This is a genomic window from Pseudomonas sp. MWU347, assembly GCF_017947305.1.
GTDB classification, from domain to species: domain Bacteria; phylum Pseudomonadota; class Gammaproteobacteria; order Pseudomonadales; family Pseudomonadaceae; genus Aquipseudomonas; species Aquipseudomonas putida_A.
Window position 1 is genome coordinate 159,348 of the sequence record NZ_JAFGZB010000012.1, and the last position, 15,430, is coordinate 174,777.

A 15,430-nucleotide genomic window follows, 5' to 3' on the forward strand; every position below is an offset into this window, starting at 1 on the left:
CACCATGAAACCCGTATCCCCCAGCGAACACCCCGACGAACCCCGGCCACCGGGAGAAACCGAGCGCGACAACGACGCGCTGCGCCCGACCGACCCCAAACAGCGCGAGGACAGCGGCAAGGGCACCACCAGTGGCGAGTCCACCGCGCAGGAGACCGCCGCGTCAGAAACGAAAGCCAAGCCCTGAACAGCGTCTATGCTCAGTGGCACATTCGGCGCCAAACAGACGTTGGCGCCGGTTGCTGCCATTCATTACAGGGAAAGTACCGCTTATGAAGCTCCACGCTCTGGCCAAGGCCATCACCCTCGCAACCGTCCTGTCCGCCACCAGCTTCGGCGCCATGGCGGCCGATATTCCGCTGTCCGCCACCGTCGAGGCCGATCAGGTCACCACCAAAGTGCTGGCCGTCGATGCAGCCAACCATCAGGTGGTGCTGGAAGGCGCCGAAGGTCGTCAAGTTCACGTTCAGCTCAGCGACAAGGCGAAAAACCTCGCCAATCTTCAGGTCGGCGATCTGGTAAAAGTCGAAGTACAACGCTCGGTGGCGGCTTACCTCGATACCGATGTAGATAAAGGTCTGCCTGGCACCGTCGAGCGGAGCGGCGAGCTGCGCAAGGCGCCGGGCAGCGAAAACCCGGGCGGCGAGGCTTATCGCCAGATTCAGGTGCAATTGAAAATCACCAAAATTGATTTGAAGCAAAATCAGGTGACCCTGGAAAACCCTCAAGGTCAGTCGAAAATCCTCGACGTCAAAAAGCCTGAAATTCAGGCCAAGCTGAAAGATCTGAAAGTCGGGCAGAGCGTAGTTGTCACTTATACCGATGTATTAAAAGTGACCAGTCAGCATGAAAGCTGAGTATTAACTCTACAAGATGATTGTTCTTGTACAGATTATTGTATGAGAACAATCATCTGAAATGAGCTGAACCGTGCTTTGAAAGTTTCACGAAAGGATTTCGTCGATAAATATCTATTAACTTTTTCGTACATAAAATTTACCTTTGTGTATGACGACATATCTGCCAACTTCTATTAAAATCCTTCCCGTTCGCCCAGTGTCAGGGCTCTTTACCGGTGCATGGATTGCCAGGCCATTACACTGGGCGAACACCTCTTCGGAGCGGATGTATACAATTTCAGATAAAAAAAGGGCGACTTTGCAGTCGCCCTTTTTTGTGTTCGCGATTATGCCGATGCCTGCCCCTCAAATCGTTTGAGGGTGGCTTCATACATCTTGGTGCGGCGGTGGTTTTTGCCGTACGTGCCGGCGGCGGCGACGGTTCCTGCCTGGATGTGATCCAGATAGCGGAAAATCTTGCGTGGTGACAGCAGTTTGATGCCATAGCCCAGACCGACCATTCGATCCTGCAGGGTATAACCGGGCACTCGGTCATCCATGCAAAAGTGCAGTCCATGGGACTTCATCAACTTGGCGTTCCACAAAGTGCAGAAACTCTTGAGGTGAGTTTCCCGATAAGGTTTCGGCTCTTTACTGCGCAAACCCAACGCAGTTTTCGCCCGGCGAATATAGTGTTTGCAAAATCGCGAAGTTAACCGCCAGGTGTCTCTCACGATCCCACGATTGATTTGTTCGACACACCCGACTGCGGCGATATCCGAAGTCCTAGTGCACTCGCGCAACATCATCGCGAAGACTTCCTTGTCGTAGACAAAGGTGTCGGTGTGCAGCAGAAACAGATAGTCGGTTTCAACTTTTTCCAGCGCCAGATCCAGCGCCTTGCCATGCGCAATATGTCCCGCTTCTTTGCCGGGGGAGGGACGTTCGATCAGATTGATCCAGTCCAGCGAACGCAAGTAATCCAGGCTGGCATCCGCCGAATCATTGTCCACCACCCAAACCGGAATGCGCTGCGCCCGGACGTGCTCGCGCAACAACTCCAGGCACATCCGGGTGATGTCCGGGGTTTTGTAATTTACCAATACAAGACTGAAATTCGACTGCGTAACGGCTGGTAAATCAAACTGGCTCATTCGGGAAGCTCATCCGCGGTTGATCGGCGACAGGTGTCTCTCGGGCCGGGATGCTAGCGACGCAAGCTTAGTTGAAGCTTAATTTTCTGTTCAGCAAGCCATTCGAAGTGTGTCGAGCCACGGCATCTCGCGCACGACGCAAGCCGGCCCACAGGCTAAACTGCGCGCCCCTCAGATGCTTCAAGGACAAAACGGCACCTGCCGTCGCCTCACGGATGAAACCACTTTCCCTCTACCACCCGGCCCTGTACTGGCTGCGCGTGTGGCAAAAAAGACTATTCCGCCAGATCGCCTGGCACTGCTCCAGCAAACGCTACGCACGCCTTGTGGCCGGCGCTGACCGTCTGCCATTCCGCTACCTGAAACACACCTCGAAACTCATCCGCAAATTGGGCAACTCCGACCTCGCCCTGCAACACAACAAAGTCATCAACCTGAAACTCGCCGTCGCCGCCATCGACGGCCTCATCATCGCCCCCGGCGAACACTTCTCCTTCTGCCGCCTCGTCGGCCGCCCAACCCGCAAACGCGGCTACGTCGAAGGCATGGAACTCTCCTTCGGCGAAGCGCGACGCGGTATCGGCGGCGGAATCTGCCAACTGAGTAACCTGATCCACTGGATGGCGATCCACTCACCGCTGATAGTCGTTGAACGCTCCAACCACAGCTTCGACCCATTCCCGGACGAGGGGCGAGTACTGCCATTCGGTTCCGGCGCGGCGATTTTCTACAACTACGTTGACCTGGTACTGCACAACCCGACGGATCGGAGTTTTCAGTTGAAGTTGAACGTGGGGGACACGCAGCTGGAGGGGGAGTTGTTGTGCGATCAGGTGCGGGAGTATCGGTATCACGTGTTTCAGGAAGGTCACCGGTTTGTGCGGGAGGGGGAGCGGGTGTATCGGGAGAATGAGATCTGGCGGGAAGTGCGGGAGAAGGGGCAGGTGGGGGAATTGGTGGAGCGGGTGAGGTTGTATCGGAATCGGGTGGTGGTTAAGTATGAGGTTGCAGATCAGATGATTGAAGCGACCTAGTGTTTTCCACCGATTTTCTTGGATTTTTTAAGCGACAAGGAAGTAACAAATGAGCAACAGTTTCAAAACTATCGGTGCAGCGGGTACTGCCCTCTTTTCTATGTTCATCGCATGTAATACATGGGCACAAGAACCACGTGAGCTCTACGACGGGATGAAGGCAGGGAAGTGCGTACCGAATTCGGAACATCTGCAAGAGCAAGCGGTTGCAGGTGATCTCGAAGCGCAGACGCAGTTTGGCAAAGCCATTCAGGAGAATCTTTGCGGGGTGGTAGAGCAGTGGTCGCCTGGCATGCCGGAACAGTGGTTTCGCAAGGCAGCAGAGCAAGGAAATGCCGAGGCGCAAGTCGGACTTGCTGAGGAGCTTAGTTGGGATCGAAGTGTTGAGGGTGAAGATGCAGGTGTTTATTGGGATCTGAAAGCGGCGGAGCAGGGTAACGCCAAAGCACAGTTCAGCCTGGCGCAGATCTACCATCGCGGCGGCCAATCAATCAAAAATCTCAAGGATATGGACAAAGCGTTGGCGTATTACAACCAGTCGGCGGAGGGCGGTTATGTCATGGCCTATATGTTACTGGCCCACATCTACGAAGAGGGTGACGAAGTTCCACAGAGCGATGTAACCGCGGCAAAGTGGTTTCTTAAGGCCGCTGAGGCAGGGGACGCATCTGGTCAAAACAATTTTGCCGAAATGCTGGCCACCGGGCGCGGTGTGGAAAAGGACGAAAAGCTCGCTGTCGCGTGGTATCGCAAATCGGCTTTGCAAGGTAACAAGTACTCGCAATATGAATTGGCACAGATGCTGGAGCAGGGCCGTGGAACTGAACGCAATGAACGCGAAGCTGCAAAACTTTACCGCCAGTCAGCGGACGCAGACTTTGGCAATGCTCAGTTGGCCTTAGGAAAGATGTATGCGCAAGGGCGAGGTGGACTGCCCAAGAGCCGATCCAAGGCAGAGTTCTGGATGCTCAAGGCAGTGGGTCGCTATGCGCCTGGAGCAAAGGAAGAACTGGAAAAGCTCTGAGATACAACCAGAAGGAGGCGATTGAAGTCGCCTCTTTCTGACTGAATGAATCAGACTTCTTGATTCCACGCCGAGAGCGTGATGACCGTTCCCTCGTCTTCCCTATTACTTATTTCGATTTTGTAAGTACCTCCACCGATGTAACCCTCGACCAGCGCTTTTCGTTGATTACCGCTGATTTCGGCATCCTTCGCATGCTGCTGATAGAAATTGATGACATCTGCATAATCAGTAAAGGTACGAAGAATGACCTCGAACTCATGCTGAGGACGTCCGGCAATCTTGTCCCAATCACCCTCAATCGGTGAACCCTCCATCCCCGGCGTGGTGAATACGCCGTGAGCACCCGCACCGATCAGATGCGCCCGTTGCGGCAGCATCGCCAGCATTGCTTCAGGGAAATCGGAAGGTAACTGACCCACCGTCCAGGCACCCTGACTCGGGTTAGTGGCAGCGTATTCAATGGTCGCAATTTTTTGCGCTGCGGCTCGTCGCTCAGGATTATCGCTTTCCGCCCACATGGCCAACAGCGGCGGCAGCTGCTTGCTCCAGCCAATCAAAGGCTCTGCGTCAGCTTTTTTTGCGCCTTGCGGCTGGAAGATCGTCAGCACCGTGTCCGGCGCATCATTACAGGTCAAAGCCTCGTCACGAGACTTCACCGTGCAATGACCATTCACCAAGCCGACAGCGATCAATTGTCCTTTGTCGTCCAGCAACAAAGCCCCGCGGTCGAACCCGTTGTTGCCGTCATCCATGGCGGTGATCATTTTTCTGCCGGCAGGCACACCCTGTTCAAACATGGACATTTCCGAATCGAGCGCATCCAGGACTTGTTGCACGATCATCGTTTTGTCGTTGGTGTAGCTACCCGTTTGGTAACCAAAGAAATCAACTAACGCCGAACGAATGGCTGGATCCTTGTTGAGCTTTGGCGCTCTGTCCGGCGCTGGGTCATTGGTGAGTAGCAGGGCCGTCGTTCCGTCCGGGCGTTGTTCGGAGCGAAGGGATAATGCGGTAGCGCTGAGTGAGAAGGTAAGCGCGAGAAGAAGGGTTAGAGGGCGAGTCAGGTGTTTCAAGGGGACAGTCCTTTGAGTGTGTAATCCGATTGCTGTAATGGCGGTGGGAAAAAGGGCACGGATTTATTTTCTGAAAAAACTGGGCTAGGAAAAGGTGCAAGCCGGAAAATAAATCTATCCCTTTGGTCTTGTCCCCTTTGGTCGCTAGAGTGCATGTTGCACCATTCAGCAGCATTATTTGTATAGGCGTTTTTGGAAAAATTGGGCGAACGCCATTTATAACAATACTCCCAGTTTTTTCGTCAATTTTTTTCTTTGTATTTTTTTAGGCAGTTTAGAAGAACTGACATGAATTGGCGCTTATCAGCTGGTTCCTCAGCAAGATATGCGGTGATATCCGAGAATACTCGGTTAGATTTTTCATTTTTATTTAGATAAAAGGTGAGTGTGTCGATATACCACTGCTGTTCACTCGCTATACGGCATTTGAATTCTGGCTCAATGAGCGCGTCAAATAGTTTGACTAGTTCATCTTTACTGTTTGTGTCTATGTTCGCTATAAATGTTGCTGTGGTGTCATCTTGCTCGCTGTTTACGTCAATAGGAAATAACAGTGAAGGTAGTATGTCGAGGCTGGGTTCAAGTTTCATTTTTCATACTTTTGGAATGATGTTCTTGGTAGGCCGTTAGTGTCCATAATTGTAACGGCTTTAGTTTGTTGTTTGTACTTTGTTCCGCCCTTTTTGTATCACTCTCCGATTATGCCCCCCATGCTCATGGGACGCTCAGCCAATGCCTTGTTTCCAGTGTTTTTATATATTCGCATTACACGTTTTATAGCTGTCAGCTGCGCTTTGTGACTGGTGTATCTTGTTGAGTTTGGAGTGATTGTCTTACCGTTTGGATATGTTTCTACTACGCCGGTGGTCGGGTTTTTTCCAGTAGCAGCACGTTCCATCTGCGACTGAGTGGTAGTTTGCGCACCATGTTTTTCAAGGCGCTTTTAGTAGGGTTATTAACATCTTCAGTTGATGTCCCTCCGTTACTACCTGGACACCCGTTCAGCCCCAGCGGATCCACCCATCCGGTAGGGTTAGGCACATACTGGTAGTTATTCAACCCCCCAGCAAGCTTGATCGGATCCGGCGTCAAAAACCGTCCAGTCCCCGGATTGTAGTAGCGATGCCGGTTGTAGTGTAGGCCCGTCTCGGAATCGAAATACTGACCCTGGAAGCGCAGCGGGTTGTCAATCTCACTGACGTCCAGCGCAGCGAGGTTACCGTAGGCGCGGTACTTCGCTGACCACATGATCTCGCCACTGTAGTCGGTGAGTTCCTGCGGTGTGCCCAAATGGTCGAGTTGGTAGTAAAACGGCGTGGCCTTACGTGGGCCTTCGCCATCGAGCATCGCCAGTGGACGGAAGCTACCGGGTTCGTAGATGTAGCTGCGGTAGCGGTTTTCCGCGCTTTCGGCGATCAGTCGTTCACCTTGCCACAGAAACTCGGTGATCTGGCCGTCGACGGTCTTCTCGATGCGTCGACCGAAGGCGTCGTATTTGTAGGACGCGGTGCTGCCACCTGGCAGGCTTACGCCGATCAGGCGGTGCTGGCAGTCGTAGCGGTATTCGGTAACGAGTTTCTGGCCGGTACCACGGCGTTCGCGGATCAGGTTGCCGTAGGCATCGTAGTCGTAGTGGCGGTCGCCTTGCATCAGCAGACGGTTGCCTTTGACGTTGGCGAGGTTGGCCGTGCCTTCGTTGTTCTGACCGAGCAGGTTACCCGCCGGGTCGTGGGCAAAGCTTTCCGGCGTAGCGCCGCGCACGCTGATCAGCCGATCAAGGGGGTCGTAGTGATAGCTGAGAAAAAAGGGGACGGATTTATTTCTGAAAAGGGGGCTAAGAAAGGCTGTCTTCAAAAAAAATTTTGAATCAAAAAAAGGGGGCAAGCCGGAAAATAAATCTGTCCCTTTTTTGCAAGCGAAATAAATCTGTAAACTTTTTTTGCCTGTTTTTGTCCTTTGATTTGTCTATAAAAATGCTATCCATCAGTTACGGTTCTTGTTGTGTGTGCTGCAACTATTTATACATTCAGGTTTTCGTGAGGATACCTCTGGTTGAAACTTTGAGCAAAAGCTCCTGAATAATCTCTTCCATATGGCCCCGGTCCGTTACTTTTCTATAATTTGTATACTCGATAGCCTGCGTCAAAGTCGCTTATCATATGAGAATTGCTAAAGTTAGTATCGAATACTCCCTGGATTTCAGGTTGGGAGCGATTTGCTTGTGAGTTCAATATTTCTACTGATTTCTGAAGTTCTTCGTATGTGGGTATATAGGTGTGGTTTGAAGCGCTGAAGTCGAGGGTTACTTTTTTTGGTGAAATTATTGCGAGGTTAATTAATAATTCAGGAGTTGAAAACGATCTTCCGCCGATGTCGTATATTTTATCTTTGTTCTCTAGTTTTGGGCCGTAAGACTCGTGCGTCAAGTAGCCACTTTCCTCGTTCAATAGGCGTATTAATTTTTCGTGACCTTTTATTTTTTCAAATGTGATAATAGCTTTCTTGATGACCAGGAATCCGTCCTCGTCCATCTTTTCTAGAAAATTTGGATTCTGGTTTTCTATTGAAGAAATTACCGGTTTGTCTATTAAGTTAAGTACAAAATTAAATAATCCGAGTCGAAATTTATTTTGAATGTTTTCGTTCGGGGGAATATTTATATGTGAAATAACTCCGCCGGCATTATCGAAATCGATAGCGCCAAAGGATTCTGTAATGTCAACTGAGAAATTCATTTTGCTCTCTCGATTACAAACTGATCAAGTTGTTTTGATTCGATTTGGTTGCCGTCAATTGTTTTAAAGCCTTTTGGGTCGACTTTGGTTTGTGAAACTGTTCTTAGCCCTAATTCATCTATTCTTTTTAGTGATTTCTTTATGTATTTGTTTGCGAATGCGCTGCCTGTAATAGTGATTTTTCCATTTTCGGATAATACCCTTAATATTTCTGGGTTTAAAGGGTCGTAGCCGTAAGGGTTATCCATGTTGATATGACTTTGTGATCCTGATTTTATACCCGACAAATCCGTTGCATTCCCAGCGTGTACTCCCGGAGCTTTAGGATCAATATCGATATTGTAATAACCCTCTATCGGATTTGTACCGGCATCAATGTTTAAAGAACCATCAGCTTCTGCGGGTTTGTCTAAATATCTGCCGCTCCCCGGACACTGATTAAGCCCAAGAGGATCCACTCAGCCTGTGGGGTTTGATACATACAGGTAATTATTCAACCCGCCCGCAAGCTTGATCGGATCCGGCGTCAAAAACCGTCCCGTCCCAGGATTGTAGTAGCGGTGCCGGTTGTAATGTAACCCCGTCTCGGCATCGAAGTACTGACCTTGGAAGCGCAGCGGGTTATCTACCTCGCTGACATCCAGCGCTGCGAGGTTACCGTAGGCGCGTTACTTCGCCGACCATATGATCTCGCCGCCGTAATCAGTGAGCTCCTGCGGTGTGCCGAGGTGGTCGAGTTGGTAGTAAAACGGCGTGGCCTTGCGTGTGCCCTCGCCGTCGAGCATTGCCAGTGGGCGGAAGCTGCCCGGCTCGTAAATGTAGCTTCGATAGCGATTGTCTGAACTTTCGGCAATCAGGCGTTCGCCTTGCCACAGAAACTCGGTAGTGTGGCCGTCGACGGTTTTCTCGATACGGCGACCAAAGGCGTCGTATTTGTAGATGACCGTACTCCCTGCCTTGCGGTTTGACGCAGATGAGTCGATGCTCACAGTTGTAATATTTAGTGGCTAGACCATGAAAATCATATGTCGACTTTTTTGCACTTAAACTGCGCCGTCATTGTTGTAAGCTTTGATGTTAGCTATAAAAATACCGCTGGCTATGCATGTGAAATTGCAGAGAGCATTAACTGTGGCTTTTATCTCGTGCTCATTATTGTTTTTTTTGATTTCTAACTTTAGCTTGCCATAGAGGTTGAAGTTTCTGATCTCTACAGTTTTTACATCGTTGATAATTAGATCAAAGGAATACTCGTTATATTCGTTCTTTATCCATTTATCCGGATAGCTGTCACCTTTAAGGTGGCTAAATAATTTTAAGGTTATTGCGTTGTCTCTAAAAATGGCGTGAGAGATATGTAGGTCCGCTGGTTCATAGTTATTCCCAAAAATGGCTAGCCATTGTTTTTTGTCTGAAATGTAGTCTATCCACATTTTATTTGTCACTCGAAAACATAGTGGTTGGAAACACTTTTAAGATGGAAAGTTCTAGTGCGGTCAGCGTTGCCACTACTAGGATCATACTCTCTCACATTGAAATGCGGTTTGTGCGAAGCATGGTCGCTTGGGAAATCTTCATGTCCATATGAATGCTCTTGAATGACTACGCGCTCATTGTCAATGTTTTTATAGTGGTATTCTCTAGTGTAGACAATGTTGCCATCTGCATCGAGAACGTTTTGTTTTCCTATGCCATGCTCACCCGTTTTCGTAAGGGCAACTTGGTTGACTTCCATTGGTTCGGCTGATTTAGGTATTCTCGCATCACGTTTTGCGTCTTGAAATGCAGCTCTGCGAGAACCATAAAATTTATCATTTCTCGTAAATTTTTTCTGTCCCGGACACCCATTCAACCCCAATGGATCCACCCACCCCGTAGGGTTAGGCACGTACTGGTAGTTATTCAATCCGCCAGCAAGCTTGATCGGATCCGGTGTCAAAAACCTTCCAGTCCCAGGATTGTAGTAGCGGTGCCGGTTGTAATGTAACCCCGTCTCGGGATCGAAATACTGTCCTTGGAAACGCAGCGGGTTATCGATCTCGCTGACGTCCAGCGCCGCGAGGTTACCGTAGGCGCGGTACTTGGCCGACCACATGATCTCGCCACTGTAGTCGGTGAGTTCCTGCGGTGTGCCGAGGTGGTCGAGTTGGTAGTAAAACGGCGTGGCTTTGCGCGGGCCTTCGCCATCGAGCATCGCCAGTGGGCGGAAGCTGCCGGGCTCATAGATGTAGCTGCGGTAGCGGTTTTCGGCGCTTTCAGCGATCAGACGTTCGCCTTGCCACAGGAATTCCGTGGTGTGGCCGTCGATGGTTTTTTCGACGCGGCGACCAAAGGCGTCGTATTTGTAGGACGCGGTGCTACCGCCCGGCAGGCTGACGCCAATGAGACGGTGCTGGCAGTCGTATCTGTATTCAGTGACGAGTTTCTGGCCGGTGCCACGACGTTCGCGGATCAGATTGCCATAGGCGTCATAGTCGTAATGACGGTCGCCTTGCATCAGCAGACGGTTGCCTTTGACGTTAGCGAGGTTGGCCGTGCCTTCGTTGTTCTGACCCAGCAGGTTGCCCGCCGGGTCGTGGGCGAAGCTCTCCGGTGTAGCGCCGCGCACGCTGATGAGTCGGTCGAGCGGGTCGTAATGGTAGCTGCGATTGCCCTTGCGGCTGTCGTCGATGCCGGCGAGGTTGCCGTTGGCGTCGTAGTTGTAGCGACGCTGGAACAGGTTTTTATCACGCTGGCCGACGGTGTGTGCTTGCAGTCGGCCTTGTTCGTCGTACTGGTATTGACTGAGCAACAGGCCTTGCTGGCGCTGTTGTTCACGACCGGCGCTGAACTGATGGCTGGTCAGGCGTGAGCCGTTGAGGTCGATGCTGCTCAGGCGCCCGCCGGGCAGGTGGCGGTAATCGAGCGTACTGCCATCTGGCAGGCGGCAGTGGCTCAATTGGCCGACGCTGTCGTATTCGTAACGAGTGGTGCCCCAGCCTTGGTGTTCAGTGATCAGGCGATCCTGCACATCGTATTCGTAGGCGAGCGGCCAGTGGCCGTCGTCGACGTTTACCAGGCGACCGAGGGCGTCGTAGCTGTAGTGAACTTCTTCGCCATCGGCGAGGGTTTTCACGAGCAGACGGCCAGCGGCATCGCGTTGGTATTCGGTAACGAGCTCGCTGCCGTCATCGCCGAACTCGGTTTTCTTCAGCAACTGACCGTTGAGATCGTACTCGTAGGCAGTACGACGGCCATCGAAGCCAGTTTCCTGTTGGATCAGGCCGTTCGAGTAGTAATCGAGCTGATAGCGCTCACCGCGTTCGTTTTCGATTTCGGTGAGATTGAGTTGCGAGTTGTCGTAGCGGTAGCGCAGTTGGCTACCGTCTGGATTGATGCGGCGGCTGACCAGGTGCAGGTTGTCGGCGTATTCGTAGCGAGTGATCCGCCCGAGTTCGTCGCGTTCGGCGGTGACCCGGCCATACGGGTTATAGGTGAACGCGCGAGTGGCGCCGCCGGGCAGAGTGACTTGGGTCAGGCGATCAGCGGCGTCCCATTGATATTGAGTAATCGCGCCAAATTCGTCCTGACGAGTGATTTGCCGGCCAAGTGCATCGTAGCGGTACTTGCGTTGACCACCGTCCGGCAGGCGTTCTTCCAGCAACTGGCCGAGGTTGTTCCAGCCCAGTTGATGGCGGCTGCCATCGGGGTGACGAATTTCCAGCAATCTGCCCTGACGGTCATAGCTGTAGTGGGTCTCGTTGCCGTCCGGGTCGGTTTGTTGGGTGATATCACCCTGACGGTTGCGCTCATATTTCCAGCGTGCCTTGCCGCGCTGTACATCAATGAGTTGACCGTTGAAGTAGTTGTAACGGGTCGGTATACCTTCCGGCGGGATAACGGCGATTAAGCGCCCAGCTTCGCTGTACTGATATTCAGTGATCGCGCCCATCGGATCTTTTACGGCGACCAGCCTTCCCTCATCGTCGTAGGCATTTTGCTTTTCGCCGCCATCGGGCGCGGTCTCGCTGACCAGGCGCGCATTTTCGTCATGCACATAGACCAGCTTACTGCCATCGGCGTTATAGACGGTCACCGAGCCTTTGTCGTCCCACTCGTACCACGCTTCCATTTGCGCGTAATTGGCCCAGTGACGTACACAGCGAGAGTGTTTGCCTTCCCGTTCCCATTCCCAGAAGAAACTGGCGCCGCCGGCCATTTGCCGCTCAAGAATGACGTGCTGATCGTTGTACCGGTAGTGCTCGGTTTCACCGGCTGCATTTGTGGAAGAAACAAGTTGATTGCGTGCGTTGTACCGGTAGGTGACAAGCGTCTGAATGGTCACCCATGGATCCTGGCGCTCACCACGTTCGGTGTATTCCGGGCGCTGTTGCTGCTGATCGACGGCCACAATGTGTCGGTCGTCGTAACGCAGTAAAAGGGCACGGCCTGCGCCGTTATCGATACGCTGGATGCGGTCAACGAAGTCGTAACTGATGTGCAATCGATTTTCGTAAGCGTCGCTGATGGTAGTCAGGCGGCCAGCTCGGAAATGGTAGAAGCGAGTTTTGGGGCCGGCCTGTGTAAGGACCAATTCTCCGGGAGCATCGCCAAGGAAGATCGCTGCCTGGGCAAGGCTGTTGGTGATGGCCGGACGTTGCTCGGTTGGCATTGGGAAACGGGTCTGGCGGTTCTCATTGTCGGTCCAGAGCACGCCTTCATCGTCTACCTGCAGGCGATGGGACAGCGAATGGCTCCAGCCATGGCCGAGGCGGCTGTCGATTTCCACCGCACTGCTGCGATAAAGGCGAGTCCACTCGAACGGCAGCAGACCACCCAGTTCACCATCAGTCAGCGTGAGCAATTCTTCACCGGTCACCATCGACACGGGTTCGCCGTTGGAGCAGGTTTTGTCGACACATTGTGCGGGTTCGTCAGCCGGGTTTTTCGACTGTTTTGGCGCGTTGTCGACGGGTTCTACCTGTTCGACACGCGAAGCCGGCTCATCTTTTTTACGGGCCTGAACCTGCGCATCAGATTCCACCTTCCCACCGCTCACCGGTGGCTTGTTCTTCGGCGCTGTGGCGGTTTCGGCAGGTTTAGGCGACGCAATCTGAACATCTGCCTTGCGTGCCGGATTGAACTTCGAATCACCATTGAGCAATAACGGCTTCGACGCCTCGGTATGCGGCGTTGCTTTGGACTTGCTGACCTTCATCAGCATGCCGGTGAAGTCTTCAATGAGTTTTATGACCTTACCGCTGCTTTGCACCCCCTTGATTGCTTTCGTACCGATACGCACGGCCAGGCCCAGACCACCTGTCAGAACCACACCGACCAGAATATTCAGCAAGAATTCTGTGCTCATTTGCGCCAGCACTTCTGTGCAGGTCTGTGGCGGGAGCATCTTTATCCACGCCACGATGGCAGCGACGTAGATCCACATCAGTGGTTCATCGCTGGCGATCAGCAGGGCAGTGTGGATAGCCTCTGACGAGGCGTCATAAATCTTCTTGATCTGTTCTTCTGTGAAGAATTTTTTCAGTTTTTCGTAGTTTTCGCGGGGGTGTGCAACGAGGTCATAAAGGCTCTTGATATCGCCCCACAAACCCATGATCGCCTTCATGAAGCCTTCCCACGCGGCTTCCAGTTCCTGCAGGGCACGACCGCCCAGTGATGCATCAGTGTGTGCCTGCCAAAGCGGCAAGAAACTTGTGCTCCACTCGGTTTGCAGCCATCCGCCCAATTCACCAATCACGCCTTGATAGGAGTTGAAGAGGCTATCGATCTGAGCAGGCGTGGGATTTGGGAAGAACGTAATCTTGTATTGCTGATTGGGGGTGAGCCCGGAAACTTCCAGAATCCCCGTCGAGTCGATGGTTTTGTTGATCGTCGGGCCCACTTCGTTCTTGCCAATGAAGCGGCCGTCCACCACCGGCGTCAGGCGTACCGGCGTATTACCGATCGGGACAAAACGCGCGGATTCGAAGCTATGCACGAGTACTAGCTTGCCGTTCGCCGGGCAGTTGGCATAAAGGGTATTTTCCTTTTTGCTGTCCTTGTCCGCCGTCCCGACTTCGTCGCCGACCTTGAACTGCTGCTCGGCATCCAGAATGCCGCCATACCAGGCTTCGGCATGCTTGCGGTAATCTTTCAGACACTTCTTGAAGTCGGCGATGATTGCCTGAGCATCAGGTTGTTTTGCCGTGAGGCCACCAACGATCCCACCCATCAAAACGCTCATACAACCACCTCATTTTCCAGATGGGCTTTCAGCAGCCCGGCAAAATTTTCTTCCGTGAGCGGCGTGCGTTTTACAAAGCGCGCCACTTTTTGTTTCAGGTTCGACTCGGGGAACGAGAAATACAGGTCAGCATGTTCATCCAACAGCCACTGCATCATGTTGCCAATAATCGTTGATGGATTTTCGGCCATCAGACTATCCAGCAAATCCTTCGGCACTTCCCACCACGGCCAATCCCGCACCTTCGGCAACACTCGCGTCCCAACCTCCAGCGTTTGCCCATTAATCAGATACCGTTCAAACACCGGCAGCACTTCTCCGGCCTTGTCTCCCAGTCCCTTCAGAATCGGGTAGATATGCCTGCCATCCCAGAAGCGGAAAAACACCTCAGTCCCGTCCGGCATCTTCACCTGTGTCAGGCTGCGCAGGTGCTCGAACACGTCGTTCGGTTCGGCGCGTGAGACCGCCAGCCAGCCCCAATCGAGGGCGTCGGTTTCGGCGATCCAGGGCAGGAATGCCGAGTTCGGTTTGAGTTCGGTGACGTAGGGCATCACCGGTTGCCAGGTGGAGTAGGGCGTGCCGCCCCAGATCGGCAGGAGCTGGGCGGTGGGTTCGGTCAGGTACAGGGTTTTCAGCGCGTCGGCATCGCTTGCTGCGCTGATGATCAGATACAGGCGTTCACCGCTCTGCAGCGGCTGTTGTGCCAGCCAGTCCTTGGGTGTCAGTCGATCAGATGGCACAGGCACCTGCCTTGCATTTTTCGCATTCTTCGCAGAACGGCGCGTTACGTTTGAGGGTGTTGATCTGGGCCGGGGTCAGGACCTGACCGGCCTTGTCGGCGTCGGCCTGTTTCAGCACGCCGGGCATCAGCGGGGCGGCGCCGGTGCCGCTGCCGGGGCTGCCGCCGGAGTTGATGTTGATCGTCGGGCCGCTCATGGTCACGCCGCCGGCGTCGATCTTGATGAAGCTGCCGCCGCCGATCAGGGTCAACTCGGCGCCGGCTTCGAGCACGACTTTCATGCCGCTGCTCAGGTGGATTTCCTGGCCGGCGTCGATGAATTGGCCGGTGCCGATCTTGATGTGCTGGTTCACGCCCACGGTCAGGTGGTCGTTGGCGCGGGCCTCGACTTTGCGGTCGGCGTAGACGGTGTGGTGTTCTTCGGCCTTGAACTCGGTGTAGCTGTTTTGCTCGACGGTGTCGTGGCGTTCGTTGCCGACGCGGATTTTCTGGTCGTGCTCGATGTTTTCGTCCCAGTCGCGCTGGGCGTGCAGGTAGATCTGCTCCTGACCTTTCTTGTCTTCGATGCGCAGTTCGTTGTAACCGCCACCGCCCATCGAGCTCAGG

12 protein-coding genes and 3 pseudogenes are annotated in these 15,430 nt (G+C 53.0%); 4 read left to right on the plus strand and 11 right to left on the minus strand.

What is annotated here, in order from left to right; all coding sequences use genetic code 11:
* The first annotated feature begins 4 nt into the window (after positions 1-4).
* Together KCG87_RS24170 and KCG87_RS24175 are read left to right on the plus strand one after the other, a co-directional pair.
* Positions 5-187, plus strand: coding sequence for a hypothetical protein (locus KCG87_RS24170; RefSeq protein WP_134786777.1), 183 nt, complete (start codon positions 5-7; stop codon positions 185-187).
* 85 nt (positions 188-272) lie between these two features.
* Positions 273-857: a hypothetical protein gene (locus tag KCG87_RS24175; protein WP_098964562.1), complete on the plus strand. Its 585-nt coding sequence runs from the start codon at positions 273-275 to the stop codon at positions 855-857.
* 329 nt (positions 858-1,186) lie between these two features.
* Here the strand turns inward: KCG87_RS24175 and KCG87_RS24180 are convergent, their stop codons facing one another.
* On the minus strand, positions 1,187-1,993 hold the full coding sequence (locus KCG87_RS24180) for a glycosyltransferase (protein WP_098964560.1): 807 nt from the start codon (positions 1,991-1,993) through the stop codon (positions 1,187-1,189).
* Positions 1,994-2,208: 215 nt separating this feature from the next.
* Here KCG87_RS24180 and KCG87_RS24185 point away from each other — a divergent pair, with 215 nt between their 5' ends.
* Together KCG87_RS24185 and KCG87_RS24190 are read left to right on the plus strand one after the other, a co-directional pair.
* On the plus strand, positions 2,209-3,027 hold the full coding sequence (locus tag KCG87_RS24185) for a VanW family protein (RefSeq protein ID WP_210558966.1): 819 nt from the start codon (positions 2,209-2,211) through the stop codon (positions 3,025-3,027).
* Positions 3,028-3,076: 49 nt separating this feature from the next.
* Positions 3,077-4,051, plus strand: a complete 975-nt coding sequence (locus tag KCG87_RS24190; protein ID WP_210558965.1) for a tetratricopeptide repeat protein — start codon at positions 3,077-3,079, stop codon at positions 4,049-4,051.
* 50 nt (positions 4,052-4,101) lie between these two features.
* On the opposite strand, the gene KCG87_RS24195 is transcribed toward KCG87_RS24190, so the two are convergent.
* The 10 genes and pseudogenes from KCG87_RS24195 to KCG87_RS24240 all read right to left on the minus strand — a co-directional run.
* Positions 4,102-5,127: a hypothetical protein gene (locus KCG87_RS24195; protein WP_210558964.1), complete on the minus strand. Its 1,026-nt coding sequence runs from the start codon at positions 5,125-5,127 to the stop codon at positions 4,102-4,104.
* 242 nt (positions 5,128-5,369) lie between these two features.
* Positions 5,370-5,717 carry a hypothetical protein gene (locus KCG87_RS24200; protein ID WP_210558963.1) on the minus strand — a complete coding sequence of 116 codons (348 nt, stop codon included), beginning with the start codon at positions 5,715-5,717 and terminating at the stop codon, positions 5,370-5,372.
* A gap of 409 nt (positions 5,718-6,126) precedes the next feature.
* Positions 6,127-6,924: pseudogene (locus tag KCG87_RS24205) on the minus strand (RHS repeat-associated core domain-containing protein); the annotation flags it as partial.
* A gap of 317 nt (positions 6,925-7,241) precedes the next feature.
* The gene (locus KCG87_RS24210; protein ID WP_210558962.1) at positions 7,242-7,862 is read right to left on the minus strand and encodes a hypothetical protein; all 621 of its coding nucleotides are present in this window, start codon (positions 7,860-7,862) and stop codon (positions 7,242-7,244) included.
* Entirely contained in the window at positions 7,859-8,320 is a 462-nt protein-coding gene (locus KCG87_RS24215; RefSeq protein WP_210558961.1) for a hypothetical protein, read from the minus strand. Before KCG87_RS24215 ends, KCG87_RS24210 begins: the two co-directional genes overlap by 4 nt.
* Positions 8,321-8,323: 3 nt before the next feature.
* A pseudogene (locus KCG87_RS24220) lies at positions 8,324-8,873 on the minus strand (RHS repeat-associated core domain-containing protein); the annotation flags it as partial.
* 32 nt (positions 8,874-8,905) lie between these two features.
* Complete coding sequence (locus KCG87_RS24225; RefSeq protein ID WP_210558960.1) at positions 8,906-9,295, minus strand: Imm50 family immunity protein; 390 nt, start codon at positions 9,293-9,295, stop codon at positions 8,906-8,908.
* 8 nt (positions 9,296-9,303) lie between these two features.
* Complete coding sequence (locus tag KCG87_RS24230; RefSeq protein WP_210558959.1) at positions 9,304-14,085, minus strand: RHS repeat-associated core domain-containing protein; 4,782 nt, start codon at positions 14,083-14,085, stop codon at positions 9,304-9,306.
* The gene (locus tag KCG87_RS24235; RefSeq protein WP_210558958.1) at positions 14,082-14,825 is read right to left on the minus strand and encodes a DUF4123 domain-containing protein; all 744 of its coding nucleotides are present in this window, start codon (positions 14,823-14,825) and stop codon (positions 14,082-14,084) included. Before KCG87_RS24235 ends, KCG87_RS24230 begins: the two co-directional genes overlap by 4 nt.
* Positions 14,815-15,430 (minus strand): annotated as a pseudogene (locus KCG87_RS24240) (type VI secretion system tip protein VgrG); the annotation flags it as partial. The gene KCG87_RS24235 and the pseudogene KCG87_RS24240, both read right to left, overlap by 11 nt.

Excerpts from the sequence above, each read along its gene's own strand:
- KCG87_RS24170 (WP_134786777.1), top strand. The coding sequence starts at position 5 with ATGAAACCCGTATCCCCCAGCGAACACCCCGACGAACCCCGGCCACCG.
- KCG87_RS24175 (WP_098964562.1), top strand. The coding sequence starts at position 273 with ATGAAGCTCCACGCTCTGGCCAAGGCCATCACCCTCGCAACCGTCCTG.
- KCG87_RS24180 (WP_098964560.1), bottom strand. The coding sequence starts at position 1,993 with ATGAGCCAGTTTGATTTACCAGCCGTTACGCAGTCGAATTTCAGTCTT.
- KCG87_RS24185 (WP_210558966.1), top strand. The coding sequence starts at position 2,209 with ATGAAACCACTTTCCCTCTACCACCCGGCCCTGTACTGGCTGCGCGTG.
- KCG87_RS24190 (WP_210558965.1), top strand. The coding sequence starts at position 3,077 with ATGAGCAACAGTTTCAAAACTATCGGTGCAGCGGGTACTGCCCTCTTT.
- KCG87_RS24200 (WP_210558963.1), bottom strand. The coding sequence starts at position 5,717 with ATGAAACTTGAACCCAGCCTCGACATACTACCTTCACTGTTATTTCCT.
- KCG87_RS24210 (WP_210558962.1), bottom strand. The coding sequence starts at position 7,862 with ATGAATTTCTCAGTTGACATTACAGAATCCTTTGGCGCTATCGATTTC.
- KCG87_RS24225 (WP_210558960.1), bottom strand. The coding sequence starts at position 9,295 with ATGTGGATAGACTACATTTCAGACAAAAAACAATGGCTAGCCATTTTT.
- KCG87_RS24230 (WP_210558959.1), bottom strand. The coding sequence starts at position 14,085 with ATGAGCGTTTTGATGGGTGGGATCGTTGGTGGCCTCACGGCAAAACAA.